The sequence below is a fragment of the Oceanobacillus zhaokaii genome (assembly GCF_003352005.1).
GTDB classification, from domain to species: Bacteria; Bacillota; Bacilli; order Bacillales; family Amphibacillaceae; genus Oceanobacillus; species Oceanobacillus zhaokaii.
On sequence record NZ_CP024848.1, the window covers coordinates 2,400,499 to 2,426,797 of the forward strand.

Annotated in this window: 24 protein-coding genes, 1 pseudogene and 2 other annotated features; of the genes and pseudogenes, 6 read left to right on the plus strand and 19 right to left on the minus strand. The window is 37.5% G+C overall.

Translation table 11 applies throughout. The features are described 5' to 3' along the window. The first annotated feature begins 5 nt into the window (after positions 1 to 5). The 4 genes from CUC15_RS12260 (at position 6) to CUC15_RS12275 (ending at position 3,710) form a co-directional block, all read left to right on the plus strand. Positions 6 to 1,229, plus strand: coding sequence for an ABC transporter permease (locus tag CUC15_RS12260; protein WP_114916931.1), 1,224 nt, complete (start codon positions 6 to 8; stop codon positions 1,227 to 1,229). Continuing rightward, on the plus strand, positions 1,226 to 2,356 hold the full coding sequence (locus CUC15_RS12265; protein WP_114916932.1) for an ABC transporter permease: 1,131 nt from the start codon (positions 1,226 to 1,228) through the stop codon (positions 2,354 to 2,356). The genes CUC15_RS12260 and CUC15_RS12265 overlap by 4 nt, the downstream gene beginning before the upstream one ends. After that, positions 2,350 to 3,021, plus strand: a complete 672-nt coding sequence (locus tag CUC15_RS12270) for an ABC transporter ATP-binding protein (protein ID WP_114916933.1) — start codon at positions 2,350 to 2,352, stop codon at positions 3,019 to 3,021. The genes CUC15_RS12265 and CUC15_RS12270 overlap by 7 nt, the downstream gene beginning before the upstream one ends. Before the next feature lie 62 nt (positions 3,022 to 3,083). Continuing rightward, positions 3,084 to 3,710 (plus strand): lytic transglycosylase domain-containing protein, encoded by a 627-nt coding sequence (locus tag CUC15_RS12275; RefSeq protein ID WP_114916934.1) that lies wholly within the window; start codon positions 3,084 to 3,086, stop codon positions 3,708 to 3,710. A gap of 239 nt (positions 3,711 to 3,949) precedes the next feature. On the opposite strand, the gene CUC15_RS12280 is transcribed toward CUC15_RS12275, so the two are convergent. Beyond that, a complete protein-coding gene (locus tag CUC15_RS12280; protein ID WP_114916935.1) occupies positions 3,950 to 5,035 on the minus strand; it encodes a M42 family metallopeptidase in 1,086 nt (361 codons plus the stop codon). Between the two features lie 58 nt (positions 5,036 to 5,093). Continuing rightward, positions 5,094 to 5,528: a dUTP diphosphatase gene (gene dut, locus CUC15_RS12285; protein WP_114916936.1), complete on the minus strand. Its 435-nt coding sequence runs from the start codon at positions 5,526 to 5,528 to the stop codon at positions 5,094 to 5,096. Between the two features lie 521 nt (positions 5,529 to 6,049). Here dut and CUC15_RS12290 point away from each other — a divergent pair. Beyond that, a complete protein-coding gene (locus CUC15_RS12290; RefSeq protein ID WP_423241340.1) occupies positions 6,050 to 6,445 on the plus strand; it encodes a sigma-w pathway protein ysdB in 396 nt (131 codons plus the stop codon). Between the two features lie 175 nt (positions 6,446 to 6,620). On the opposite strand, the gene CUC15_RS12295 is transcribed toward CUC15_RS12290, so the two are convergent. From CUC15_RS12295 to ytxC, 7 genes are all read right to left on the minus strand, one after another. Continuing rightward, positions 6,621 to 7,193 (minus strand): TVP38/TMEM64 family protein, encoded by a 573-nt coding sequence (locus tag CUC15_RS12295; RefSeq protein ID WP_114916937.1) that lies wholly within the window; start codon positions 7,191 to 7,193, stop codon positions 6,621 to 6,623. A gap of 191 nt (positions 7,194 to 7,384) precedes the next feature. Then, complete coding sequence (locus tag CUC15_RS12300; protein WP_114916938.1) at positions 7,385 to 7,663, minus strand: DUF1294 domain-containing protein; 279 nt, start codon at positions 7,661 to 7,663, stop codon at positions 7,385 to 7,387. Positions 7,664 to 7,738: 75 nt separating this feature from the next. Then, complete coding sequence (rplT, locus tag CUC15_RS12305; protein WP_114916939.1) at positions 7,739 to 8,095, minus strand: 50S ribosomal protein L20; 357 nt, start codon at positions 8,093 to 8,095, stop codon at positions 7,739 to 7,741. A gap of 38 nt (positions 8,096 to 8,133) precedes the next feature. Further along, positions 8,134 to 8,328: a 50S ribosomal protein L35 gene (rpmI, locus tag CUC15_RS12310; protein WP_114916940.1), complete on the minus strand. Its 195-nt coding sequence runs from the start codon at positions 8,326 to 8,328 to the stop codon at positions 8,134 to 8,136. A gap of 78 nt (positions 8,329 to 8,406) precedes the next feature. Next, positions 8,407 to 8,913 (minus strand): translation initiation factor IF-3, encoded by a 507-nt coding sequence (infC, locus tag CUC15_RS12315; RefSeq protein ID WP_114916941.1) that lies wholly within the window; start codon positions 8,911 to 8,913, stop codon positions 8,407 to 8,409. A gap of 69 nt (positions 8,914 to 8,982) precedes the next feature. Beyond that, positions 8,983 to 9,109 (minus strand) — a sequence feature (ribosomal protein L20 leader region). A 242-nt stretch (positions 9,110 to 9,351) separates the two neighbouring features. Further along, positions 9,352 to 11,298, minus strand: coding sequence for a threonine--tRNA ligase (gene thrS / locus CUC15_RS12320; RefSeq protein WP_114916942.1), 1,947 nt, complete (start codon positions 11,296 to 11,298; stop codon positions 9,352 to 9,354). A 147-nt stretch (positions 11,299 to 11,445) separates the two neighbouring features. Then, positions 11,446 to 11,677, minus strand: a binding site (T-box leader). A gap of 506 nt (positions 11,678 to 12,183) precedes the next feature. Next, positions 12,184 to 13,050 carry a sporulation protein YtxC gene (gene ytxC / locus CUC15_RS12325; protein ID WP_114916943.1) on the minus strand — a complete coding sequence of 289 codons (867 nt, stop codon included), beginning with the start codon at positions 13,048 to 13,050 and terminating at the stop codon, positions 12,184 to 12,186. A gap of 358 nt (positions 13,051 to 13,408) precedes the next feature. Between ytxC and CUC15_RS12330 the strand changes: the two are divergent. Then, positions 13,409 to 13,976, plus strand: a pseudogene (locus CUC15_RS12330) (class I SAM-dependent methyltransferase). 82 nt (positions 13,977 to 14,058) lie between these two features. On the opposite strand, the gene dnaI reads toward CUC15_RS12330, so the two are convergent. From dnaI to CUC15_RS12380, 10 genes are all read right to left on the minus strand, one after another. Next, positions 14,059 to 14,985, minus strand: coding sequence for a primosomal protein DnaI (dnaI, locus tag CUC15_RS12335; RefSeq protein ID WP_114916944.1), 927 nt, complete (start codon positions 14,983 to 14,985; stop codon positions 14,059 to 14,061). A 5-nt stretch (positions 14,986 to 14,990) separates the two neighbouring features. Continuing rightward, positions 14,991 to 16,349: a replication initiation and membrane attachment family protein gene (locus CUC15_RS12340; protein ID WP_205317603.1), complete on the minus strand. Its 1,359-nt coding sequence runs from the start codon at positions 16,347 to 16,349 to the stop codon at positions 14,991 to 14,993. 20 nt (positions 16,350 to 16,369) lie between these two features. Next, positions 16,370 to 16,846, minus strand: coding sequence for a transcriptional regulator NrdR (nrdR, locus tag CUC15_RS12345; protein WP_114916945.1), 477 nt, complete (start codon positions 16,844 to 16,846; stop codon positions 16,370 to 16,372). Positions 16,847 to 16,873: 27 nt separating this feature from the next. Then, the gene (locus CUC15_RS12350) at positions 16,874 to 17,278 is read right to left on the minus strand and encodes a cytosolic protein (RefSeq protein ID WP_341457154.1); all 405 of its coding nucleotides are present in this window, start codon (positions 17,276 to 17,278) and stop codon (positions 16,874 to 16,876) included. 741 nt (positions 17,279 to 18,019) lie between these two features. Continuing rightward, positions 18,020 to 19,051: a glyceraldehyde-3-phosphate dehydrogenase gene (locus CUC15_RS12355; protein WP_114918449.1), complete on the minus strand. Its 1,032-nt coding sequence runs from the start codon at positions 19,049 to 19,051 to the stop codon at positions 18,020 to 18,022. Between the two features lie 340 nt (positions 19,052 to 19,391). Further along, positions 19,392 to 19,991: a dephospho-CoA kinase gene (gene coaE / locus CUC15_RS12360; protein ID WP_114916947.1), complete on the minus strand. Its 600-nt coding sequence runs from the start codon at positions 19,989 to 19,991 to the stop codon at positions 19,392 to 19,394. A gap of 12 nt (positions 19,992 to 20,003) precedes the next feature. Continuing rightward, the gene (gene mutM / locus CUC15_RS12365; RefSeq protein ID WP_114916948.1) at positions 20,004 to 20,831 is read right to left on the minus strand and encodes a DNA-formamidopyrimidine glycosylase; all 828 of its coding nucleotides are present in this window, start codon (positions 20,829 to 20,831) and stop codon (positions 20,004 to 20,006) included. 12 nt (positions 20,832 to 20,843) lie between these two features. Further along, positions 20,844 to 23,480, minus strand: coding sequence for a DNA polymerase I (polA, locus tag CUC15_RS12370; RefSeq protein WP_114916949.1), 2,637 nt, complete (start codon positions 23,478 to 23,480; stop codon positions 20,844 to 20,846). 377 nt (positions 23,481 to 23,857) lie between these two features. Continuing rightward, positions 23,858 to 25,222, minus strand: coding sequence for a two-component system histidine kinase PnpS (gene pnpS / locus CUC15_RS12375; RefSeq protein WP_114916950.1), 1,365 nt, complete (start codon positions 25,220 to 25,222; stop codon positions 23,858 to 23,860). Further along, the gene (locus CUC15_RS12380) at positions 25,219 to 25,914 is read right to left on the minus strand and encodes a response regulator transcription factor (RefSeq protein WP_114916951.1); all 696 of its coding nucleotides are present in this window, start codon (positions 25,912 to 25,914) and stop codon (positions 25,219 to 25,221) included. Before CUC15_RS12380 ends, pnpS begins: the two co-directional genes overlap by 4 nt. Positions 25,915 to 26,299 lie beyond the last annotated feature (385 nt).

Below are 26,299 nucleotides of genomic sequence, written 5' to 3' on the forward strand. Positions count from 1 at the left end.
AGTGCATGAATCGTATCAAACATATTCAATTATTTACGAAAAATAACTTTATGCAGCTAAAGAGGAAGTGGCTCCCACTTCCTCTTCTTTTCATTTTCCCATTATTGTTAATTGGGTTAGTTGCTGCCCTCTTGATTACTATTGTTTTACCAGAGGAAAATGATCCGATTCAAATAGGTATCGTTGACTTAGACAAATCCGATGAAACAAAACTGGTCACAGGCTTAATTGAAGAATCGTCTGCATTAAGTTCCTTTATTCAATTACATAGCATGACAGAAAATGAAGCTAAAACAGCAATCCAGAACAACGATATTAGTTCCTATCTAATCTTTCCTGAAAGTTTTACAAATAACCTATATTCTGGTGAGTCTGTTCAATTGCCTATTATCGGCAATCCAAACCGAAAAATTGATAGCTACTTAATTCAGGAAATTATTGAAAGTGTGACTAGACATATTCGCAGCTCACAGGCAAATATTCTCACAATCAATGAATATGCCAAACAATTAGGAATGGACGATGAGACTAGGAATGATTTGATTTTTGAACAGTTTAAGGAATTCGTTTTCTACACACTTGGGAGTAACCAAATACTGAATGAAAAAGAAGTGAAAAACATCGCGATGTCCTCACCAATTCATTACTTTAGCCTTGCCGCATGGTTTATCATTCTTACGATCTGGCTGTTCATCATTTATCGTTTTCTGAGCAATGATGAACCATTAAGAATGAAACAACGAATGAAGCTTTATGGAGTGACCGAACTGCAACAAAGCATCGCTAAAAGTATCGTAACGATTAATACGGTAGGTTTCTTTGCTGCGATTACCTTTATCTGGCTTCATCTATTTCTATCTTTTGGTTTAATTTTAGAGGATTACGTTCGAATAATTGGTCTTTTATTATTATATTGCATCACATTTCTCGTAGGATTGGCAATCATAGAAACAGTGTTTACTTCTCCAAAAATTAGCTTGTTTATCCAATTATTATTTATGTTGTTAGTTTTAGCCTGCAGTGGTGCAATACTTCCTGTTATTTATTTACCATTACAGCTTCAGGAGCTTATTGGCTATAGCTTTTCCTTTCAGACCTTCTCTTGGGTTACAGATATTATTTTAAATGGACGAATGTTTGCAGACTTTATTCCACTGCTATTAACTGCACTTACGGGATATTTCATTCTGCTTGGGATTTCTGTGTGGAAGGAGCGTGCTCAATTATGATGGCGATTTTACATACAAGACTGCTGCACTGGAAAAAACAAATTTCCTCTTTATTATTCTGGCTGCTGTTACCAATAATAGCAACGCTTGCAATTATTTACGGTACGAGTCTCGTCCAGCAGGACAGCAAAATCCCCATTGGCATCACCATTGAAGATGATAGCGAACTCGCTGATGCTCTCTATGATTCAATTAATGCGACACAGCTTATTCGAGTCATTGACGTTACGGAATCAGAAGCGCGTCAATTGGTTGAGAGCCATGAATTAGATAGTGCATTTGTGATTGGTGAGGATTACGCGCAGGACGTAGAAAATGGCCGGCGGAACAGATTGATTACGAGCTATCGTTCTAACCTATCATTCGCCTATGCACCGGTTAGTCAAATGATTATCTCGCTCGTCCAACAGGATACCAGCCGGTCAAAAGCTGCTCATACAGTTATTAATCTTAGTGACAATACAAGGACAGAAGATTGGACATGGAATGAAATTGTTTCAAAAACAGTTGAAATACAACAGGAGGAAGATCTGCTCCGTACGACATTTTCTTTTGCCAATACAGAAAACACGGAGATTGAAAATATAGTTAGTCTCTGGAATACGTGGGGATTATGGGCGTTATTTAGTATCCTCTCCACCCTCCTTCTTTTTGACTGGCTAATAAAGGAAAAAAGAGCCGAAATATTACCAAGGTTTGCTTTTATTCGTTTCACTTATGAAAATTATCTACTAGTGAATATGTGTCTGTACACTTTATTATTTTTAATTTTTGACTTAATTGCCGTAATCATCTTCCGGATATTTCTTTCGGTACCTGTTTCCTTGTCACAGATTGGCGTGATACTGGCATTTCGTCTATTGATTAATATGGGTGCTTTTATTCTCACGTTATTATTCCGAAATGTTTATTTATACTACAGTACAGCCTTTTTACTAGCTTTAATTATAACGGTGATCAGTGGAGCAATTATTCCCATTGATGGCATAACAAATCGATTTGATTGGATTGCACTGCTCAATCCTATACAGCCCTTCTTAGAAATGGAATACATCAGTCCATGGCACATTGTCTGTATAATTATTATCGCTGTTTGGTATGTAAAAGGAGGTAAATCAAAATGCTAAAAGTAACAACTCTTACGAAGGCTTACGGGAAAAAAACAGTACTTGATCAGATTTCTTTTTCCGTACAACCTGGTGAAATTATTGGGCTAGTTGGTGAAAATGGTGCAGGTAAATCGACTTTATTAAATATTTTAGCCACACTGCAAAAACCTACAAATGGCTCGATTCACTTACATGATAAGCTCTGCCAAAAAGAGAAACAGTCAATAAGGAAGGCGATTGGCTATGTTCCTCAGGACATTGCAATCTGGGAAGAATTTACTGTTGAAGAAAATATGATTTTTTTCGAAAAACTTGCTTGGAAAAAGCTTGAAATTAAAGCATTGAGGCAATTGTGCTTGGACATGGCACTTGATAAATGGAAAGAGCCAGTGAAGACATTGTCAGGAGGGATGAAGCGGAAATTAAATCTAGCAATTAGTCTTATTCATGATCCCACCCTCCTGCTACTTGATGAACCGACCGTCGGCATCGATTTAAAATCGCGTAAAGAAATTGGCGCATATCTGCGTGAACTTGCATCTGCTCAAGGCAAAATGATTCTGTATACATCACATGATATGGATGAAATTATTCATTTATGTGATCGAATCATTTGTATTGGCGACGATCCATTTTATGAAGAAATCTTAATCGATTCCGGAAAAGAGATTCTTTCTTTTTAGTATTGCTATATTAGAAAATCCATCTTAAAATAAGGGTATAGGTTGAAGGGAGTAACGTGTTAATGGAAATCAGAAATTTACAGCAAATGATTCAATATCAAGCATTATCAGCAATGTCATCCAATCGTGCTTCTACTTCACAGGACATGAACATGGTAGATGTAGCCTTTAAACAATTACTGCAAGACAAGATAAATACAGCAATGATGCTTTCGAGTACGAATATGAATAATAATATTCCAACAGCTATGCACCCTGCTTATCCATTGCATAATAATGCAGGACAAGCAGCTCCAAATGATTCCATACCAAGCACCGATTTTAATTCGACAATTAGTAAGGTAGCTGAAAAATATGGAATCGATGAGAAACTGATCCATGCAGTCATTAAAACAGAATCCAATTATAATGCCTCTGCCCAGAGTTATGCCGGTGCACAAGGATTGATGCAATTAATGCCAGCAACTGCAAGGAGCTTAGGTGTGCTTAATTCCTTTGATGCAAGTCAAAACATTGAAGGCGGTACAAAATACTTGAGCCAAATGCTCAATAAGTTCAACGGTAACCTTGAGCTCGCACTTGCAGCATATAATGCTGGACCAGGAAATGTCGATAAATACCAAGGAATCCCACCATTTAATGAAACAAAGAACTATGTGAAGAAAGTTATGAATTCATATTTAGCCTAACGTTAGAAAAATTGGCTGTCACCAAGTCTTCGGTGACAGCCTTGAACTTTTGTACCTAGCGAAAGATGCTAGTATTTTTTGTTTGCACGTTTATGAATCCATTCGTAATAATGGATGTTTGTTTTTGAGCTCTGGGATTTTTCTCCTTCTGTTATCTCCAAGCACGTAACAATACTTCAAATGCAAAAAAGGAAGCACCAGCATTTTGCTTTGCCTTCCTTTTCATATCCAAAACTAAACTATGCTAAAATTAATTTCTTCACTGTTTCAGCATCTAATTTCTTAATCACTTCAACTATTAATTTCACTGTGTTTTCGAAATCATCTCGATGTAGAATACCTGCATGTGAATGGATATAACGAGTTGCTACTGTAATCGAAAGCGACGGAACACCATTACCAACAAGGTGGATTGATCCTGAATCCGTTCCCCCACCAGCTATCGTTGCAAATTGATAAGGTATGTTATGCTCATCAGCCGTTTGAACGACTAAATCCCTAAGTCCCTTATGAGAAACCATCGATGCATCGTATAAAACAATTTGTGGTCCCTTACCAAGCTTACTGTCTGCTTCATGTGCGGAAATACCTGGTGTATCTCCCGCAATTCCTACATCGACACCAAATCCGATGTCTGGCTGGATTTTATATGCTGCAGTTTTTGCTCCGCGAAGACCAACTTCTTCCTGTACATCACCAACACCATAAACAACATTTGGATGGTTAACACCTTTTAGTTGCTTTAATACTTCAATTGCGATTGCTAAGCCAATTCGATTATCCCAAGCTTTAGCAAGCAGTAATTTTTCATTTTTTAATGGTGTAAATTCAAAATAAGGGACAATTGAATCTCCTGGTTTTACACCAAATTCTTTCGCTTCTACTTTACTAGTTGCACCGATATCAATGAACATATCCTTAATTTCATATGGCTTTTTACGTGCTTCTGCGGGAAGAACATGTGGCGGCTTTGAACCAATTACACCCGTCACATCACCGTTACTTCCCATAATGGTTACACGCTGTGCTAGCATTACTTGATTCCACCAGCCTCCAACAGTCTGGAAATAAATAAATCCATTATCATCAATACGCGTTACCATAAATCCAACTTCATCTAAATGGCCAGCAATCATGATTTTCGGTCCTGTTTCATTCCCAATCTTCTTCGCGATAGAACTGCCCAAATTGTCGGTTGTCATTTCATCTGCATATGGCCCAATATATTTTTCGAAAACCTCTCGCACTTCTTTTTCGTTTCCGGGTATCCCTTTTGCATCCGTTAAATCCTTCAGCATCGTTAATGTTTCATCTAATTTTGTCATTATGTATAGCCTCCTTATAGATAATTCATATTATAGCCTGTATACCGTTCAATTGCATTTATTTTCCTGAAGAACCAAATCCCCCCTTATCCCTTACAGATTCCGATAATACCTCTGTTTCAACAAGATTCACATGCAATACAGGAGCTATTACTATTTGCGCGATTCGCATCTGTTTTTCCACTTTAAAATCTTCTTTACCATGGTTGATTAAAATGACTTTGATTTCTCCTCTGTAGCCTTCATCAATTGTTCCAGGGCTATTTAGTAACGTAATGGAATGCTTTAAAGCCAGACCGCTTCTAGGTCTAACCTGTGCTTCTGTCCCAGCAGGCAATTCCATTTGAATACCTGTTGCAATTAATGCAGATTCTCCAGGCTTAATGTCCTTTTCCTCAACAGAGAATAAATCCAGTCCAGCATCCCCATCATTTGCCCTATATGGCAGTTTTGCATCTCTATGTATGAGCTTAATTTTTAAATTATATTCCATTTCAATTCCTCTTTTTCAGTAATTATTTTAGGCTATTTTCAGAAAGATTGTTGGATCTTATGTAATTGATTTCCACTACATTCAACGCCAAGGGAGTGTAGAATTGTTTTCTCATCCTATTAAGTGATGATTAATGATAGCAGTTGCACAATCTCAACGGAGGAAATACAAGGAGACTCCTCGAAAATAAAGAGCAACTTCTCTGATTGCGATGTAACGCTGCCGAAGAACTCCTTGTCCTGCGGGAAGAAGAGCCTAAGTAAACTACTAAAGTGCATCAGCACCTTAGACTCACCAGCTCCCCTAAGGTACGCGTAGTGTTTTTCTGAAGCTGCATGCCCATGAGCCTAGTGTAGATATATTCCGACCAACACCAACAAACAATAAGAATTAGCCGTATTCTATATCGATGAAGTTTCATTCATCCGTAACATTATTGTAACACGATATTTGGAAGAAAGTGAAACTTACTGGTGAGCTCATACGTATTATAGCTAAAACGAACGAGGAGACGGTTTACAATGATGGTTGTCCTGCTATTCAGACTGTTAATTTTCATTTCAATCATAATGATTATTTATTCAGGAATTAAATACCTTCGTAATCCACAGCGAAAACTAAAGGTAGCAAAAGAGGCAAATGAGTTTTATTTTTTGGATGACGCAAATAATAGTAAGAAGAATCTTCAATTTGTTTATAAGGGTTGTCTATTTATCGGTGAGAAATATTTAGGTGCGACTGAGGATTCCTTTAAAGTCGTTGATATTCATGTAAGTGTTAAAGAACCACTTGAATTAGAAGGATTCACTCGTGAAGATATATATTTTTTAGAAAATGAAATACTTATTCACTATCCACATTCAAAAATCGAATGGAAGCATCCAATTAATCAATTATTGCTTACTAAGCTGCATTAAAAAGGTCACTCATCTAGTCTCTAAGCCGAGATGAGTGACCTTTATTAATGAATAAGTATTAAAGATGTCCTATTTCAATTACCTTGACAGAAGATGCCACGTCCAGCTCGAGCGCTAAAGCGTAAGGGAGACTTCCCTCACCTCGGTACATCGCTAAACTAGCTTTAAGCTTTTGCTAATTTGCTACATGGAAAAATTCATGCCATTTAATGATGAGTTCTTTTCTTCTTAGAATATAGATAAGCAATAATAATACCGTGAGAAAAATGAAGATTGATAGAGGAGTTAAATTAGAGAGCCAGCCACCAATACAAGTATATATGACTGCTAACGGAATATTCGATAATATGGATGATTTCGTATATGCTTTGCTATTTTCTGAAATCTCAATTAAACATAATGATAATAAATGAAAATGGATAAACGGAATAAGTCGCAGTAACGTAACCTGAGATACTGTGAGCTGCGTATATTTGCCAAGCAGTCTCTGTTTCAGAATTATCAGCTTCTCAAACGATTTCGGATTCCACTGGGCCAACCTATAAAAAATAAGGCATGATAGCGTCATTCCAATAAATGAATAAATAGAACCAGATACTGGACCAAATAATATTCCACCAGAAATGCAGATAAATACTACCGGAAGAAATAATAATGGCCGAAGCAAATGAATCATGATGAACAAAAAAGGTGCAAAATAACCACCTGTCTCAATGACTGCCATTATATAATTTCCGAAAAGCTCCATGACTCTCCCCCTTTTTCTAACATGATCTTTCCTTGGTAGTTAAGAAAGTATAAAATATTTCTTACTACATAAGTGCAACTAAGTTTGTCACCGAAAGACTTGGTTAAACCTTAGTTTTCTAATACATGTATATGACAGGAGACGAGCCTTTATGACAAAATGAATGTTCGGAGCCTATTTAGTAAATCATATTAGCCTAGAGCTGTAATAAAATAGCCAAATAAGGCAATGTTAATAATTATTAATATTGGCATGCCGATCGTAAAAGAACGGTGCTTGGTCTTATGTCGGAACACTTTCATCCCTGCATATCCGCCGATAGCACCACCGAGAAGCGCTAACAGCCAAAACGTTCTTTCTGGTATTCGGTACTGCCCCTTAATAGCCTTCTGTTTATCAACTCGCATGAGGAAAAATTCGATAACATTCACAAGCAGAATATAAGCAAGCAGCTGATTTTCCATTTCCATAATTTATAACCCCTCTATGTAGTAATGTAAAAAGGGTCAAACCCAATCACTTGATGGATTTGACCCTTTATGCGTTTATTTTAAAGCGTCTTTTGCTTTCGTAGCTAATTGAGCAAATGCTTGTTCATCATTGATTGCAAGATCTGACAACATTTTACGGTTGATATCAATTCCTGCTACTTTTAAACCATGCATTAATTTGCTGTATGAAAGTTCATTTAGACGTGCAGCTGCATTGATGCGTGTAATCCATAATTTACGGAAATCACGTTTCTTTTGTCTACGGTCACGGTAAGCGTATTGACCTGATTTCATTACTTGTTGTTTCGCTACTTTAAATAACGTTCTTTTCGAACCATAATAACCTTTTGCTAATTTAAGGACGCGTTTACGACGTCTGCGTGTTACTGTTCCACCTTTTACACGTGGCATAATAATTCCCTCCTAGTACTTTACGATCTAATTTTTATTTATTTAGGTAACATTGTTTTGATGCGTTTGAAATCTCCTGGAGATACGATCGCACCTTTACGAAGTTTACGTTTTTGTTTTTGTGATTTATTTGCAAACATATGACTTGTGAATGCATGTGATCTCTTTAATTTTCCAGAACCAGTTCTTTTAAAGCGTTTTGCTGAACCTCTATGAGTTTTCATTTTTGGCATGAATATTTCCTCCTCGTCTTGTTCGTCCAAAGCAACATAATCACAAGGAATTTGCTACTTTAAACCAGTTAACTTTGCTTACTTTTCTGCAATTGGAGCAAGCATAATAAACATATTACGACCTTCCATTTTCGGTCTAGATTCAACTGTTGCTACATCTTTAAGCTCTTTAGCTAAACGATCTAGTACCTCTTGGCCAAGTGATTTATGTGTAATTGCACGTCCACGGAAACGAACTGCTGCTTTTACTTTGTCGCCTTTTTCAAGGAATTTCTTAGCATTCTTTAATTTTGTTTCAAAATCATGCTCACCAATTCCTGGTGTAAAGCGAACTTCCTTAATATTGATTACTTTTTGTTTCTTACGAGCTTCTTTTTCTTTCTTTTGCAGCTCAAAGCGGTGTTTCCCAAAGTCCATGATTCGACAAACTGGTGGTTTTGCACCTGGTGCAACCATCACTAAATCCAGATTTCTGGTTTGTGCGATTTCCAATGCTTCTTGACGTGTTTTAACCCCAAGTTGATCACCGTTTGAATCGATTAAACGTACTTCTCTAGCACGAATCTTCTCATTGACATTATTCATATCTTTGCTAATTGCCAGCCACCTCCAAATAGTTTATGTTCTGATCTTTCATTGACAAGCGAATTTTTATCATTAAAAAAAGTGTCGGTACCATTGCACCCACACGTCTCCAAAGTTCTATTAAAAAGAGTTCGGAACCAGTCAACTACACAATGTGCGTCGAGCAGGTGAGAAGCGGGTGCTTCTTCTTGTCTCAGATCATTTAATTTTCAACTTTATAAGTATAGCATCTACATTTGGTATTGTCAAATATAGATTTGAAAAACTTTACTTGCTGTATTTATTATAGCATCATTGGAGGAATTGTCCAAGCATATTTTCTTTTCCTGCACCTTGCAGCCTGCAATTAGTAAATAACGGCGTGCTGATGAAATATATCGGTATTTCACCGCAAAAAAAAGGGATAGTTGCCTGCAACAGGCGACTATCCCCCTATAATTATTTTCGCAATGTCTTCTCAGCGACTTCTTTCTTGATTAAATCCTCGAAATCCATATAGCTGTATGTTTCTGATTTTTGTTCTCCGTATCGGCGTACGTTTACTGCTTGTTCTTCAATTTCTTTATCACCAAGTACGAGAGCAAATGGTATTTTCTGTGTTTGTGCTTCGCGAATCTTATAGCCAATTTTCTCATCGCGTTCATCCATCTCTACTCTTATGCCCTGAAGTCTTAGCTTATCTGCAACTTCTTTTGCATAGTCAAGATGTACTTGTGGTGAAACTGGGATTACCTTAACTTGAGTCGGTGCAAGCCATGTTGGGAATGCACCCTTATATTCTTCAATTAAGAAAGCAACAAAGCGTTCCATTGTTGATACGACACCACGGTGGATGATAACTGGACGATGCTCCTTACCATCCTCACCAATGTAAGATAAATCAAAGCGATCTGCAGCTTGATAGTCAAGCTGTACAGTTGAAAGGGTCTCATCCTTACCAAGTGCTGTTTTCACTTGAACATCTAATTTAGGACCATAGAATGCCGCTTCCCCTTCTGCTTCCACATAATCCAAATTCATTTCTTCCATTGTTTCTTTTAATGTTGATTGTGCTAATTCCCACATTTCATCATTATCGATATATTTCTCTTTATCTTCTGGATCACGATAAGAAAGACGGAAATAATAATCTTTAATGCCGAAGTCTTCGTATACTTTTTGCACCAGTTCTACTACACGAACAAATTCTTCTTTTAATTGATCTGGTCGTGCAAAGATGTGTGCATCATTTAATGTCATTGCACGTACACGCTGCAATCCTGCTAAAGCACCACTCATTTCATGACGGTGCTGCAAGCCAAGCTCAGCAATTCTTACTGGTAATTGACGGTAGCTCCATAATTTATTTTTATAGACCATCATATGATGTGGACAGTTCATTGGACGAAGCACCAATTCCTCATTATCCATTTCCATCGGTGGGAACATATCATCCTTATAGTGCTCCCAATGTCCACTTGTTTTGTATAATTCTACACTTCCAAGCGCTGGTGTATAAACATGGTCATAACCTAGACGTTCTTCTAAATCAACGATATAACGCTCGATGTTTCGGCGGATTGTTGCGCCCTTTGGTAACCATAGTGGTAAACCTTGGCCAACCTGCTGGGAAACCGTAAAGATCTCCAATTCCTTCCCAAGCTTACGATGATCCCGTTCTTTTCTTTCCTCTAGGATCCGTAAATGTTCCTCAAGTTCTGCTTGCTTTTCGAATGCTGTTCCGTAAATTCGTTGCAGCTGTTTATTATTGCTATCGCCACGCCAGTAAGCACCAGAGATGGATAATAATTTGAATGCTTTAATTTTACTCGTTGATGGAACATGAATTCCGCGGCAAAGATCAAAGTATTCCCCCTGCTCATAAATTGTTACCTGCTCATCTTCAGGAATCGCTTCAATCAATTCCAGTTTCAAATCATCGCCAATTGCTTGGAATTTCTCGATTGCTTCAGCACGCGTTACTTCAATACGCCTGATTTCTAAGTTTTCATCAATGATGCGTTTCATTTCTTTTTCGATTTTCGGTAGGTCTTCAGGTGTAATGGAATGTTCTAGATCCATATCATAGTAGAAGCCTTCTTCAATTACTGGTCCAACCCCGAACTTCACATCTTTATATAGACGTTTCACTGCTTGCGCCAATAAATGTGCTGCTGAGTGACGCATTATTTCAATGCCCTCTTGGTTTTTATACGTAATGATTTCAATCGCACCGCCATGTTCTAATTCACGACGTAAATCCACTAACTCTCCGTCTAGCTTGATCGCTAATGCTTGTTTCTTCAACCCTGAAGAAATCGACCCTGCAATGTCCTCTCCAGTTGTCCCAGGCTGAAACCCCTTTACTGCTCCATCTGGAAATGTAATATTAATCTCTGCTGCCATCATTATTACTCCCTTCAAAAATTAGAAAACTTAGCTGTCGTCAATCTTCTTAGCGACGGCCTTAGTTGCACTTACGCAGTTGAGAAAGTTTTCCTACTTCTCAACTGCTAAATTAAAAAGCGCTCGTTCCTTTGCATCAAATAAATGCAAAGGGACGAGCGCTTGTATGCTTCGTGGTTCCACCCTAATTCCCGTGAAAATTGCTCACGGCTTCATTGATCCTTAACGCGGATATGACGCTGCTATTTACTACTATTTCCATAACAGAGTTCAGAGGTGGTAATTCTTGTCGATACATTAGGAAGCTTGCAGCCAAATGACTTCCCTCTCTAATAATGTATGTAAGACTTAAGAATCATGTCCTCATCATTACTTTTTATAATTTTAGATTACTATATTGGAATTATAGCGCTAAATTTTTCAGAATGCAACTTTATTTTTAGCTATTTTCTAAAAGATTGTTGTTTTATTGATATAAAGTGCGAACTAACATAGGATCATATTTTGCTTTCTGGCCCACCGCTCCGGAAATACACTACGCTTTCCGCGGGCGGCTGGTGAGCCTCCTCGTGCTGTCGCACTTCGTAGTCTCACCGAGGCCTTTCCTCCCGCAGGAGTCTCCGTGTATTTCCTCCGCTGGGACTGTGCGTTTCTATTGTTTATCTACCTCTTTCATAGGATGGAGTGGTATTTCGCGCACGGCCGTTGATTGTAGCGGAGGGCAGGAGTATTCTGCGAGAATAGCACGGCTGAATATCCATCGGAAGCGGTTTTCTTCCGAAGGAGCAGACGGCGTTGTCCGCGGAAAGCGATTATCCGGAGCGGAAATCAACGTTGTTCTTATGTCGCACTTTATCTAAAAACCGCACACTGTAAAAAAAGGCCTTATTTTTTATCATGATTTAAATAATAGGCAAAAGGAAAATGGCGTAATGCTTGAAACTCGACTTTTTCCTGAAAAACATTGATAACGGTCAACGTCTTTGGCTCGGATGGATCGTCACCATATATTTTGATTTTTCTTGGGGTCATTGCTACTAATGGAGCTAGATTCATTTCATTCTCATCCAATCCGACAATATAGAGGGGCTCCTTTTGCATCAACGTGCGTAGTTCCATATTTGTAAACGGCTTTCCACTTTCTTTATAAAATGTAAAATTATTCCCTTGAATTATATGAATAACGGGTAGTAATGCTTCCTTCTTGGCAATATATTCTCGGAGCATGTTTATAAAACTTTGATGATCTTCTTCTCGTTTAAATTCATCAATGGCAATCCCAACATAATGTATCAGTTCATCTTTAAAGGCTTTTAGGCGAAACGTTACAATCGATTCATAATGAATGACCGCTGTGTTTTTCATACTAGCAATGAATAAAGAACTTAGTAATTGATTCGGATTCTTGGTGCGATCTGCTTTACTATTTCTAAGTTGGAGACTATCGCCATCGCCACCTGTATAAATCCATGTCGTTAAATCATGGATTCGTTCAATTTCATCGGAATTCGAATAATAGTAAAAATCCTCAATAATATGCTTTATCATAGTCCCCAAACGGTGGATGATGAATACGTCTGCCATCGATTTTGCTATTGTATCCACCAGTCCGGCATGTACTGTTTCAAAATGGATTTCATTCCCCCATTCCTCATTCGCTTTCCAGTTAATTTCTATGTCTTTTGTATGACGAAATAAGTGCTCACAAAAACTAATCACTTCCTGCTCAGATTCAATGTATACCGTTAACATTAGCTTCACCCTCATCCACACCAAACTGTTACATTATATGGACAAAGCTTGGAAAAAATGATTAATTACGAAATCTAGTAAAAATTTCAATTTGAAATGTCACTTTCTAATTGTTTAATTGTATTGATAGGATACTATGACTTAATCTGGGATAACCATTGCTAACTGGCCAGAAACGTATATGATAAATTAAAACTTTTTTGCTCAAGTCAGTGAAACCTAATACTCGATAATACGTACAATTACTAGAACTTTCAATAATCAATTAAAGTTGATTGAACGATTTGGCATATTAGATATTTCATGAATGACCGATTATTTTAAGCTATTAAAGTGAATTTTGAGAAGGGATATGGACATGAGTTTAATAAATTGTTTGATAGATCAAGCTAAAAATCCAAAGGGTTTTATCGGATCAATAATGTTGAGGGTTATGAACAAATGGGCTTTAGAAAAGTCAAATATTGGAGCATATGCTGTCATGCTGGATATTGGCACTGGCGGAGGAAAAACAATACATACACTATCTCAAAAGAATAAAAACGGAAAAATATATGGTATCGATTACTCGGAGCAAGCAGTAAGAGATTCTATTAGAGCAAATAGTAAAGATGTAAAAACCGGGAAAGTAAACATACGTCAAGCAAGTGTCTCTGATATTCCATATCCAGATAATTCATTTGAAATTGCAACTGCATTTCAAACACATTACTTCTGGCCAGATTTAGAAAACGATATAAAGGAAGTATTTATTTAGGGTGTTGATGCAGGATGGGAAATTTATGATGGTTGCAGAGTTATACAAAATCAATTACCATATGGAACCTTATAAAACTGAGGAAGAAATGATGCAATTATTAAAGAAAAATGGATTTAACAGGATGAATTTCATGAGCATAGCCAAAAGGGTTGGGTATGTATGTTAGGGTATAGTAAAGTAACTACAATACTAATTCACGTGGCAGTCTATTAAAAATAGGAGAAAGCCTATTTTTATATAGCTTTCTCCTATTTTCGACGATTTGCTCCAAATACTGCAACAGGATTGCTCACCTGTTTAATTCGTTCGATAATCCGTCCCGCTTTGACCGTTTCGACGCCGCTTTTCGTTGTTGCAAGCTGGCTCTCTAGCTGCTCCAGTGTATAATTCGATGTAAAGAAAACAGGAAGCTGCTCCATCATCCGGTATTGTAAGATTGAGCCAAGTATTTCGTCCCGGAACCATGCAGACTGCACTTCCGCACCAATATCATCGAGCATTAGGATATCAGCATTTTTAAAACGGTCGATTTTCTCATTTACAGAGTCGTCTTTAAACGAACCCTTTATTTCACGAACAAATTCTGGCATGTAAATAACCATCGAAGAAATATTTATTTTCTTTAATTCATTGGCAATTGCACCTAAGAAATATGTCTTGCCAACCCCAAATGGTCCATGGAAATAAATTCCCTTTCTCGGAAGCTTCACACTTGCCTCACGAATAAAGCGAAACGCTTCTTTAACTGCCTCATTGCGATGTTCATCAACATGTATATCATTGATCGATGCTTTTAGAATTTCTTTTGGCACGTGTACACTTTGAATCAGTTTCTCTTGTTCTCTTTCTTTTTCATACATTAATCGGCTATGGCATTTCTCATAGGATAGATGTATTTCATTCTTTTCGACATTTAGTATTGGTGAATAGCCGGGAAGCATATTTTGACACTCCCCAAATGATGCACAATGATTACATTGTTTAGATTGGGTTTTATACTCATATAACTTGATTAAGCTTTTATTTATTTCTTGCTTTGTTAATTCGGGATGAATCGATAAAAATTCTTTAATCTCTGGATCTTGAAGTACATCATCTCTTATTTTAACGTAGTTTTCTTGGAAATTTTTATTCTCTCTCATCCATTTTTTTAGTGTTGATTGGATTGGTTCCATTGCAATCATCCTTGAGATCTATTTTGATGCGGCGCCGCTTTCCCACTAAGCAATGCTTGCAGTTCTGCTTTTTCTTTTTCTAAATCAATAACCGTCTGCGAATTTTGAATAACTTTCGGCTGTTGTTTTGTCTTGTTGCGGTCTTTAAACCATTCTGGAATAATTTCCTTAGATAGCGGCTTATAATTATAGCTTGTCTTCTGCTTAGCGCCCTTCTGGAATTTATTTTGCTCTGATTTAGCAAATTCCATCGCTTCTTTTGCCGATTTAATATTTGCACGTGACCAGTGGCTGGCAATTTTCTCTAAATATGCTTTTGACAGCTTCATATTCGATTGTAATAAAACATAATGCACGAGCACATTCATCACAGGGGCCGGCAAGCCTTGTGATATCATCACCTCACGAATTGCTCTTAAGTCTTGCTCAGATGCTTGATTGCCACCCGATAAATCCTCCAGCAATTGCTTTGGAGAGATGGTTTCTAATTCCTGAATGAGCATTTCTTCCTTCGTTTGTGGTTCTGTCACCTGCTGCTTTGGAGAGATGCTTTTCTCAGTCAATGCAATCGGTGTATCATAGTGCTTCGATTTAAATAAGTCATGGCAAGCCGTTTTGAATTCTTCTGTATCAAGTACATTTTCTTCCGTTAATGCCCATAATACAGATTTCTCCACTTCATAGCTATCTAAACCGTACAAAAGCACCATTTGCGAAATTAACTTTCGATTTTCCTGTGTTAATACCTTCCCTACTGGAATTAATCGTTGCTTCAGCATTTGGACCATCCATGAAAAATCGATTGACGGCTCCGTTCGCGTTGGCTTACTGTTCTCTTCCTTAGGCTTTACCGCTTCAATTGAAGGTGTAAAGGTTTGAAATACTTCATCAAATGCGATAGTAATATTCTCACCCAAATCACTTGGGGCTTCCTTATAATAATGATTCTTTAATGCATGAAACTTCGAGTTCCCTATTTGATGCATCAGCAGCTGTGAAAGCATTGCATCCTTGAAAAAATCGCTCGGGGCAAACGGACTTAGTATTTCATACGTAAAGACTGTTGCATTTTCCACTTGCTTTTTAAAGGTGTTCAATAAACCAATACCTTCCAGCTTTAATCTGGCTTTGTATACTTCATCTAGTGGGATATTCAAATAATTCATTAATGTATGATGGGTTTGAGGAGATGAATCGGATTGCAGCTCCATTTCATGCAACAATGTCTGATATAATGTGACTGCATGTACACCAATTAATGGTTGATAGAGGTGTGCCAGTGACTTTGTATAATCAATTGGCAAATATTCTTGTAAAATGACATAATATCCATCAACTGGTAATACTTTCCCTAAATATTTCAAATTACCTCATCCTTTTATCATTATGAATCGTTCGTATTTTTCTTATCTGTTCCAATTAAATCTTTTAATTCATCTAAAAACACAGTAATATCTTTAAACTGGCGATAAACGGAGGCAAACCGAACATAGGCAACCTCATCGACTTTTGAAAGTCGTTCCATCACCATTTCTCCCACTTGGTCACTTGCAACCTCGGATGATCCAGAATTTCGTAATTCTTTTTCGACATCGGATGCAATTGCCTCTATTGTCTCTAAAGGAACTGGTCGTTTTTCACACGCACGAATAAGTCCACGAACCAATTTCTCTCTCGCGAATTCCTGTCTTGTACCATCTTTTTTCACAACAATTAATGGTGCTTGTTCCATCCGCTCAAACGTAGTAAACCGGAACCCGCATTCTTCACACTCTCTGCGCCGGCGGATTGATCGGTTCTCATCTGTCGGGCGAGAATCAAACACCTTTGTGTTTTTAAAGTCGCAATTGGGACATTTCATTTAGTTCAACCCCGTTCATGTTAACGATCAATTTGCTTTCTTTTCCGTAATTAATGGTAATTCTTTATCAACTAATTCATATAATTGATTAATTAATTTTGTACTGTATCCGAAATCTATTGGTATCATCGACTCTGTCGTTACGGAAAAGTCGACTGCCGTTTGAAATGGCCGTACCATGATTACTGTTAAAACAATAAACACTTTTTTCCCTTTTGTAGCAAGGATGCCAATTTCTCCATGCTCCTCGGATATTGAGTTTACTTTAAAACTATCGGATTTGGCAATAAGTTCTTCTATTTTCTTTAATGCTTTATCTTTTGACGTTTTATAATAACGTGTTTGCAGTGATGTATCCCAATGATTTTCTTTTGTTTCAGCATGATTACTAAAATATTTGGATAATGTATTGCGGATAGACAATCGCCACACCTCATTAATATTTTTTAGATAACGTGGTAATTCGCCAAGCCTTTAGGCGAATTACCTTAGTTGCACTTATTATAAAAGAAATATGTGTATACTTTATTTACTGCTAAGTATCATTTATCGTATTTAATAGTTTAACATATTTCGGCTAATTCCTCTATCAATATTAGTAAATCAAATGTGGAAGCCCCCTTTTAGCGATGGAAGTAAGGAGAGAACTGTCAAAAATTGGAACAGGTTTTGAGAGAAGAAATTTCTAAGGGTGGAATATTACGAGCAATGCTAGTTGGTGAAGTGTATATAGATTGTGAACTAACTTAGGATGACATTTGCTACCTTGGCTGTCGCCTCGAAAATACACTTTGCTTTCCGCGGGGGGCTGGCGATCCTTCTAGTGCTGCTGCAGTTCGGAGTCTCGCCGGGGCCCTTCTTCCCGCAGGAGTCTTCGTGTATTTTCTCCGCTAGGGATAGGGATGTGCGAGAAAAATTGTTTCTATCCCTCTATTTTAAATAGAAACCTCATAGATGTTGGTCGTCTAGTCTGGAAACTCTTAGGAAAAAAGCACGATTTACTAGTTGAAAAGACACTACCCGTTCTTTCCTTGTCAGCGAAAATCTACATTACACTTAGTTCATGAGTTATATCAACTGCTCATTACCACTATTGTTAGAAATAAAAAACTGCCTTGGTATTTTGTAAAGTAACGGAAAAGCCACCTTTATTTTAGGTGGCTTTGCCTTCGATTAAGATATTGATGCCGTTTCTTTTTCAGTAATAAAACTGCCAATATGATTAGCTAAGTCAAGGACTCGTCTGGAATAGCCCCATTCATTATCATACCAAGCTAATACTTTAATTTTATTGCCCTCCATTACCATCGTGGATAGCCCATCAATTGTGGCAGAATGTTCTGTAGTCGTATAATCAATCGAGACAAGTGGTTCATCACTAAAATGAATAATTCCTGCCAATTCCCTGCTCGCCGCTTGCTTAAATGCTTCATTTACTTCTTCGACTGTAACAGAAGCTTCCACATCGACGACAAGGTCGACTAAGGAAACATTTGGAGTCGGTACCCGTAATGATAGACCATGTAATTTACCATTTAAATGGGGCAGAACTTCGCCTAATGCCTTTGCTGCTCCAGTTGAAGTTGGAATAATTGACTGTGTACAGCTGCGAGCTCGTCGTAAATCCTTATGTGGGTTATCTAAATTTTTCTGATCATTGGTGAAGGCGTGAACAGTTGTCATCAATCCATTAATAATGGAGAATCGCTCATCCAGCACCTTCACTACAGGTGCTAAGCAATTAGTCGTACAGGATGCATTCGATATGACATCATCTGCTGCCGGATCATAGGTATGTTGATTTACGCCCATAACAATCGTATTGTCAACTTCTTTACCTGGTGCTGTAATAACTACTTTCTTTGCCCCTGCTTGGATATGTAATCCAGCACTTTCCTTCGTTCTGAATTTCCCTGTCGCTTCAATCACAATATCGATATTTAGTCGTTTCCATGGCAGTAAGCTCGGTTCACGTGAATTGACGATTTCCACGATTTGCCCATTGATTTCAATTGCATCCTGAAGCGCTTTCACTTTTCCGTTATAAACGCCATGTATGCTGTCATACTTAATTAAGTGTGCGAGTGTCTCAGGTGGATAGCTTGCATTAATTGCAACTACTTCTATTTGATGATCATTCATTGCTTGACGAAAAACCATTCTGCCAATTCTACCAAACCCATTAATAGCAATGCGTGTTTTCATCATTCCGAACAAACCCCCTAATATGTTATACTCATAATCCTGTTCTCACAATTAGTATAACACATTTAAATAATAAAGTTACTTATTTTATTGTTTTTATTAAAAAATAAGCAATTATCCAGTGGTTGTTGTTACTAGGATAAGTTAAGAAGGAAAAAACAATGTTCAAACGCTCGCTTTATTGTATAAGCTCGCCAGATCCATATAGTAAGAAAAAGAGGACTCCTAATAGACAATGGGAATCCTCTTTTTTGCACATAAGGTAAAAAAACTTCCTTAAATATTATACTACCATCTAATATAATCCTTTTCAGCAGCCTGCAATTAGAAAACATATTGCTTATCGTACTTGCCAATCACTTAATATCTGTTCCAGCTGTTCATACGATTCTTTTTTACTTCCATTATTATTAATCACAGCGTTCGCTAGCTTTACCTTTTCTTCTACAGGAATCTGGGAAGCAATTCGTTGTTTTGCTGCTTGCTCTGCCAGTCCGTCTCTTTCCATTAATCGTTGTAATTGAATCGATTCATCGACATAAACGACAATCGTTTTATCGACTAGCGATGTTAAATTACTCTCAAATAATAATGGAATATCGAGGACGATACAGCGTTTGCCCGCTGCAATTAGCGCATCACGTTGTTCAATCATCTGTTTTCTAACTTCGGGATGAACAATGCTATTTAATGTTTGCCGTTTGTCTTCATCTGCAAAAATAATCGAACCTAGTTTTTTCCTGTCCAATGTTTTGTCTTCTATTAAAATTGCTTCGCCAAATGCTGCTACAATTCCTTCGTATGCCGCTTCACCTGGCTCCACTACTTCCCTTGCGATTTTGTCGGCATCGATAACTGGAATTTGAAAGTCATCGAACATTAGCGAAACGGTGCTTTTTCCACTGGCAATGCTTCCTGTTAAACCGATCACGAGCGCCATAACACTCTCCCCTTATCTTTTTTGGCATGATGGGCAAATATGAGTTCCTCGCCCACCGACCTTTGATTTAACAATTTCGTCACCACAATGCTTGCATGCAGTGCCTTCCTGGCCATAAACGAATAATTCTTGCTGGAACATCCCCATCTCTCCGTTACCATTAACATAAGAACGGATTGTTGTTCCACCTTGCTTGACCGCATCGCTTAAGGTCTCGATTGCTGCAGCTTGAATTTGTTTGATTTCGTTGTCTGTAAGCTTATTCGCAGGCTTTAATGGATGGACCCCAGCTTTAAATAATGTTTCATCAACATAAATATTGCCAAGTCCTGTAACAATCGTTTGATCAAGCAATACTTGCTTAATTACTCTTTCTGTTTTCCACAGCTTCTCTGAAAAATAATCAAATGTAAATGCTGCATCAAATGGCTCTGGTCCTAATTTCTTCAATGGATTATGAAGCAATTCTTCATTTTTTGGAAATACATGCATCGTGCCAAATTTCCGCACATCGTTATATCTAAGTTCCTCTCCATTGGTAAAGGAAAAGATGACATGGGTGTGCTTTTTTACTGGCTCATCTGCTCTATTCACACTGTACTTCCCTTCCATCCGCAAGTGGGACACAAGGACATAATGATCGAAATGAAAGAGGAGGAATTTCCCTCTTCTTGTCATATCACGAATCGTTTCGCCGATCAAAAGCTGTTTAAATCGGTCAATATCATCTGGCTCTTTAATAATTTTTGACCAGTTTACGGTTATGTTTTCAATTGTTTTACCAATAACGAATGATTTTAAAGTATTCTTGATTGTTTCCACTTCTGGTAATTCTGGCATTATTCATTCCCCTTATTTTGCATCAAACCAGCTATCTCCGTATGAATAATCGACTTTAAGCGGAACGATTAAATCGACGGTGTTCTCCATCATCGCTGGGACTACTTCTTTTAATTTCTCGATTTCTTCCTTAGGTGCTTCTAAAATCAATTCATCATGTACCTGAAGCAGCATTCTTGCTTGCAGCTTCTCCTCTTTTAATTTTGCATCCAAATCGAGCATTGCTTTTTTAAGTATATCTGCTGCACTACCTTGGATTGGCGTGTTCATTGCCGTTCGTTCTGCAAAACTTCTTAAGTTAAAGTTTCTACTCGTAATATCTGGCAGGTAACGACGTCGTTTCATAATTGTTTTCACATAGCCATGCTGTTTCGCATCCTGGACAATATCTTCCATGTATTGCTTCACACCTGGATAGATATCAAAATAGCGATCGATAAAGCTTTTCGCTTCTTTTCGTGTAATCCCGAGGTTTTGTGAGAGACCATAATCACTGATTCCATAGACAATACCAAAGTTAACGGCCTTTGCCTGACGTCTCATATTTGATGTTACTTCGTCTTTTTCTACATGAAAAACTTCCATCGCTGTTTGCGTATGAATATCTAGATCACTCTTAAATGCCGCAATTAGTTTCTCGTCCTTCGCAATATGGGCAAGCACACGCAATTCAATTTGCGAATAATCGGCGGCAAACATGATCCAATCCTTCTCTGATGGTACAAATGCACGACGGATTTTTCTACCTTCTTCCAAGCGAATTGGGATGTTTTGCAGGTTCGGATCAACGGAGCTTAGTCTACCTGTCTGTGTTAGCGCCTGATTATAACGTGTATGAATTTTGCTAGTTTTCTTGCTCACAACTTTTAACAAACCATCAATATAGGTTGATTGAAGCTTCCCTAATTGACGATACAATAAAATCTTTGGAATGATTTCATGTTCTTGCTCTAATTGTTCGAGCACATCAGCAGCTGTTGAGTATCCGGTCTTCGTCTTCTTAATAACCCGAAGTCCTAATTTTTCAAATAAAATTGGTCCGAGCTGTTTCGGTGAATTTAAATTAAATTCCTCACCAGCCAGATTATAAATTTCTGCTTCGAGATTTGCTAATCGTTCTTTCAAATCAATTCCCATTTCCTCTAAGCGACTTTTATCTACTAATACACCTTGGGATTCCATTTCACCTAAAATAAGTGCGAGTGGCATTTCCAAATCCATTAATAAATCTGCTTGTTCATTTTCTTCAAGAAGCTCTTCCATTTCTGGTTGTATCGCAAAGAGTGCATTCGTCTTCCTTGCAATATGCTCAGCTAATACCGCTTCTTCCGGAACCTTCTGTTTCGCACCTTTACCATAAACTGCTTCATCGGATTTTGCCATAGTTTTACCCATTCGAGACGATATCGCCGGGATATCATGGTTATTTTCTGACGGGTTTAACAAGTATGATGCAAGCAACATATCAAATGTGATTCCTTTAATATGGATATCGTGGCGTAATAAAGCGACAAGGGTTTTCTTAGCATCAAAAACATATTTCTCCTTGCTTGCGTCCTCGGCCCATTGCTTAAAGAGTTTCGACTTTACTGCAAGCTCTGTCGGTATAAAGTAAGCTGTCTTTTCGTTAACAATACCAATACCTTCAATCGCCGCTTGATGATAGTTCTCACCGAGCATCTCAATTACAAGTGCCTCTTTACCAGTGAACATATCTGCACTGATTTCCTCAACGATCGTATAATCTATTTCATCTAATCCAACCGTTTCTTCTTCCACGCCATCTTCACCAGTCATTTTATTTAGTAACGACTGGAATCCCAGCTCTTTAAAAATCCCGCTAACCTCACTCGGTTGATATTCTGTATACTTCGAATCCTCAATCGTTACCTCAATTGGTGAATCACGATTAATCGTCACGAGCTCCTTACTCATAAATGCATCATCTTTGTAGGTTTCAAGATTTTCCTTCAGCTTCTTACCGCTAACCTCGTCCAGATGTGCATATACTTCTTCTAATGTTTCGTACTGTTTTAATAGTTTGGTCGCTGTCTTTTCACCGACACCTGGAACACCTGGGATATTATCGGAGCTATCGCCCATTAATGCTTTTAAATCAATGATTTGTTGTGGTGTAATTTCCATTTTTTCCAGCATATAGCTTGGCGTATATTTCTCAACTTCGCTAATTCCTTTTTTCGTAACACTAACCGTTACCGTATCATCCACGAGCTGAAGCATATCCTTGTCCCCAGATATAACCGTTACATCAAGGCCATTATCCTTTGCTTGCTTTGATAGAGTACCAATAATATCATCCGCTTCGTATTGCTCGAGCTGATAATGCTTAATTCCAAATGCATCAAGCAATTCCTTTAAAATTGGAAACTGCTCTGAAAGTTCTGAAGGCGTCTTCTGTCTGCCACCTTTATATTCCTTATATGTTGAGTGACGAAATGTCGTTTTCCCTGCATCAAATGCTACGAGCATATGTGTCGGTTTTTCTTCCTCCAGCATACGCAGCAGCATTGTTGTAAATCCGAAAACCGCATTCGTGTATACCCCTTTATCATTGTTTAAAAGTGGTAATGCAAAAAACGCACGATAAATTAAACTGTTTCCGTCCATCAAAACTAATTTATTCGTCATAAATACAATTCCTCCAAAAAATTATCATTATAGCTATTTTATCATTGTCGCACATGAAAAGAAAAATTTTAGAAAAGTAGTGCTTACTAAGGCGTATTTCTATTAGTTTGTAGCTAATGAAATAAACTGTGAACTGGAATCGAAGTTGAATTCAGCAATTCTCAGTCACAAATCAGAGGGTAACGCTTATTAGCAACAATTACGCCTTACCAGCGGAGGTAATACACGAAGACTTCTGCGGGAGGAAAGGCTCACCAGCTGCCCGCGGAAAGCGTAGTGTATTTCCACAGTGTCTGCCCTTGAGCAATTTTTAAGAATACTCCCACTGCTAAATAAGAAACATCCTCTTAAATTTAGAGGATGCTCTTTATTCATTATTAAAGCGGCAAGTAAACATGCATGCTTGTCCCTTTATTTACTTCACTTTCGATTTCTATTTTTCCTTCATGGACCTCGACAATATGTTTGATAATTGCAAGTCCAAGTCCTGTTCCACCTGTGTTTCTGCTCCTTGCTTTATCAACACGGTAAAAGCGTTCAAAAATTCTTGGGATTTTTTCCTTATCGATCCCTATCCCTGTATCCGTTACATTGATATGCACATACTCTTTTTGCTTTTCAACTTTCAAATAAATATGTCCATTTTCTGGCGTATAGTTAATTGCATTATCTAATAAATTGATAAAAATTTGCTTTACGCGTTCTTTGTCCGCTTTGAATACAACATTATCTTCCATGTCCACATGCAGTTTAAGTTTTTTGGCTTCCGCATGGTACATAAGAGTTGGAATGATATCTTTCGTTATATCCTTTACATTTACCGTATTTAAAACGAGGCGAAAATTCTCATTCTCAAGCTTTGAGAGCGTAAGTAAATCCTCGATCAACAGCTGCATCCTGTGGCTCTCATTATAAATAATCCGAAGAAATTCACGGGTCGTCTCTTCACTGCTCATGCCGCCATCAAGCAGCGTCTCAGCAAATCCCTTCATTGAAGTTATCGGCGTTCGGAGTTCATGAGACACATTCGCAACAAAATCCTTACGCATTGATTCCAATTTTTTCAATTCGGTAATATCACGAATAACTAGTACAGCACCCTTTAAATTATTTTGTTGATTAAAAATCGGGATACCAGATATTTCGTAATAATACTTAATGATACCTATGTAATGAGTGAATGATTCTTTAATATTTTTTTCCGATACGAATGCCTTTTGGACCGCTTTAATACATGCGTCATTTTCTAGGACATCATAGTATAATTGATCCTGGAAATCTTCAACTTTTCCACCAAACATCATCATAAATTTCTGATTAATAAGCTGAATATAACCTCTTTCGTCGATCAGGATTAAACTGCTTTCTGTATTATTTATTAATGTATTCAGCTGTTCTAATCGTAAATTCTTCTTCGTTGCGAGCTGATTCAAGTTACTGGCAAGTCCATTTATTTTCGTATTTAATGTCCCAACCATCGTATCCGGATTATTATGTAATCTTACCTCATAATTCCCTTTTTGAATTTCTTCCATAGTATCAATCGCCTTTTCAACCGGCTTTAAAAAAACCCGTGAAAAGTAGGATAAAATTACTAATAAAATAATGTATTCGATGGTTAAAACGATTCCTAGCGCAAGATAATTATCTATAAAGGGAACCAGGACTGCCCCACTGCCAAGCACTATGAAGAACAAAATAATCACATATTTGAACAATGGCTTCTGAAACAAATCACTCATTGGGTAGGATCCTCTAATTTGTAGCCAAGTCCGCGTACCGTTTTAATGTAGATTGGTTTCTTTGAATTTGGTTCGATTTTATCTCGTAAATGGCTAATATGCACGTCGACAATTCGTGTGTCGCCAACGAAATCATAATCCCAAACACCACTAAGCAATTGATCCCTTGAAATAACCTTTCCTTTATTATTGGCTAAGTAAAATAATAACTCGAATTCTTTCCTTGTAAACGTAATTACATTCGAATGAACCTCTGCTTCATATCTTTCCGGGAAAATCGTTAAATCGCCAACCTTTAATTTATTAAAACTCGTTTGTGTCGATTTTTTCGTTCTGCGCAGGATTGCCTTGATTCTCGCAACAACCTCTTTAGGACTAAATGGTTTCGTTAAATAATCATCTGCACCAAGCTCCAAACCAAGAACTTTATCAAATTCATCATCCTTCGCCGTTAGCATCAGGATAGGTGTCTCGTTTCGATTATTTCTTAAATGCTTACAAACTTCCATTCCATCCATTTCAGGAAGCATCAAATCAAGAATAATTAAATCATATTCATTATTCTCTGCCTTTTGGATTGCTTCTAAGCCATCATATGCTATGTCTGTTGAAAAACCAGCCTTTTCTACATTATAATTCAGAAGTGTAACAATTGGTTTTTCATCATCTACGATTAATATTTTCTGACTCAAGTAAGAAACCCCCTATTATGTACTCTTTCTTAGAAAAATATGGTTTTACAATAACTTTCGGTGACAGCCTTATTTGCACTAATATAGTAAGAAAGATTTTTCACATTCTTAACTATAAAATTACATAATCTTTCACTCTTCCCCATCTTAACATGAATTCAGCATATTATAATAATAATAAGATATTGTAAATAAAATTTTACACTCGAAAAGGAAAAAGGTGAATATTTGATTGTGATGCAGGAGCCGTTGCGAACTTAGGCAGAGCTTTTAAATAGGATATAAAGCGCAACTGAATGAAGTTGATGCTCCAAACGAATAAGTATGCAACAGCAAGATATCATCCAGAAAACGATTTACGATCTTAGATAAATTAAAACCGCTC

What these genes read in the sequence shown, in the direction of transcription:
- CUC15_RS12260 (WP_114916931.1), top strand. Translation starts at nt 6, where the DNA reads ATGAATCGTATCAAACATATTCAATTATTTACGAAAAATAACTTTATG.
- CUC15_RS12265 (WP_114916932.1), top strand. Translation starts at nt 1,226, where the DNA reads ATGATGGCGATTTTACATACAAGACTGCTGCACTGGAAAAAACAAATT.
- CUC15_RS12270 (WP_114916933.1), top strand. Translation starts at nt 2,350, where the DNA reads ATGCTAAAAGTAACAACTCTTACGAAGGCTTACGGGAAAAAAACAGTA.
- CUC15_RS12275 (WP_114916934.1), top strand. Translation starts at nt 3,084, where the DNA reads ATGGAAATCAGAAATTTACAGCAAATGATTCAATATCAAGCATTATCA.
- CUC15_RS12280 (WP_114916935.1), bottom strand. Translation starts at nt 5,035, where the DNA reads ATGACAAAATTAGATGAAACATTAACGATGCTGAAGGATTTAACGGAT.
- dut (WP_114916936.1), bottom strand. Translation starts at nt 5,528, where the DNA reads ATGGAATATAATTTAAAAATTAAGCTCATACATAGAGATGCAAAACTG.
- CUC15_RS12290 (WP_423241340.1), top strand. Translation starts at nt 6,050, where the DNA reads ATGATGGTTGTCCTGCTATTCAGACTGTTAATTTTCATTTCAATCATA.
- CUC15_RS12295 (WP_114916937.1), bottom strand. Translation starts at nt 7,193, where the DNA reads ATGGAGCTTTTCGGAAATTATATAATGGCAGTCATTGAGACAGGTGGT.
- CUC15_RS12300 (WP_114916938.1), bottom strand. Translation starts at nt 7,663, where the DNA reads ATGGAAATGGAAAATCAGCTGCTTGCTTATATTCTGCTTGTGAATGTT.
- rplT (WP_114916939.1), bottom strand. Translation starts at nt 8,095, where the DNA reads ATGCCACGTGTAAAAGGTGGAACAGTAACACGCAGACGTCGTAAACGC.
- rpmI (WP_114916940.1), bottom strand. Translation starts at nt 8,328, where the DNA reads ATGCCAAAAATGAAAACTCATAGAGGTTCAGCAAAACGCTTTAAAAGA.
- infC (WP_114916941.1), bottom strand. Translation starts at nt 8,913, where the DNA reads ATGAATAATGTCAATGAGAAGATTCGTGCTAGAGAAGTACGTTTAATC.
- thrS (WP_114916942.1), bottom strand. Translation starts at nt 11,298, where the DNA reads ATGGCAGCAGAGATTAATATTACATTTCCAGATGGAGCAGTAAAGGGG.
- ytxC (WP_114916943.1), bottom strand. Translation starts at nt 13,050, where the DNA reads ATGTTAACGGTATACATTGAATCTGAGCAGGAAGTGATTAGTTTTTGT.
- dnaI (WP_114916944.1), bottom strand. Translation starts at nt 14,985, where the DNA reads ATGGAACCAATCCAATCAACACTAAAAAAATGGATGAGAGAGAATAAA.
- nrdR (WP_114916945.1), bottom strand. Translation starts at nt 16,846, where the DNA reads ATGAAATGTCCCAATTGCGACTTTAAAAACACAAAGGTGTTTGATTCT.
- CUC15_RS12355 (WP_114918449.1), bottom strand. Translation starts at nt 19,051, where the DNA reads ATGAAAACACGCATTGCTATTAATGGGTTTGGTAGAATTGGCAGAATG.
- coaE (WP_114916947.1), bottom strand. Translation starts at nt 19,991, where the DNA reads ATGGCGCTCGTGATCGGTTTAACAGGAAGCATTGCCAGTGGAAAAAGC.
- mutM (WP_114916948.1), bottom strand. Translation starts at nt 20,831, where the DNA reads ATGCCAGAATTACCAGAAGTGGAAACAATCAAGAATACTTTAAAATCA.
- polA (WP_114916949.1), bottom strand. Translation starts at nt 23,480, where the DNA reads ATGACGAATAAATTAGTTTTGATGGACGGAAACAGTTTAATTTATCGT.
- pnpS (WP_114916950.1), bottom strand. Translation starts at nt 25,222, where the DNA reads ATGAGTGATTTGTTTCAGAAGCCATTGTTCAAATATGTGATTATTTTG.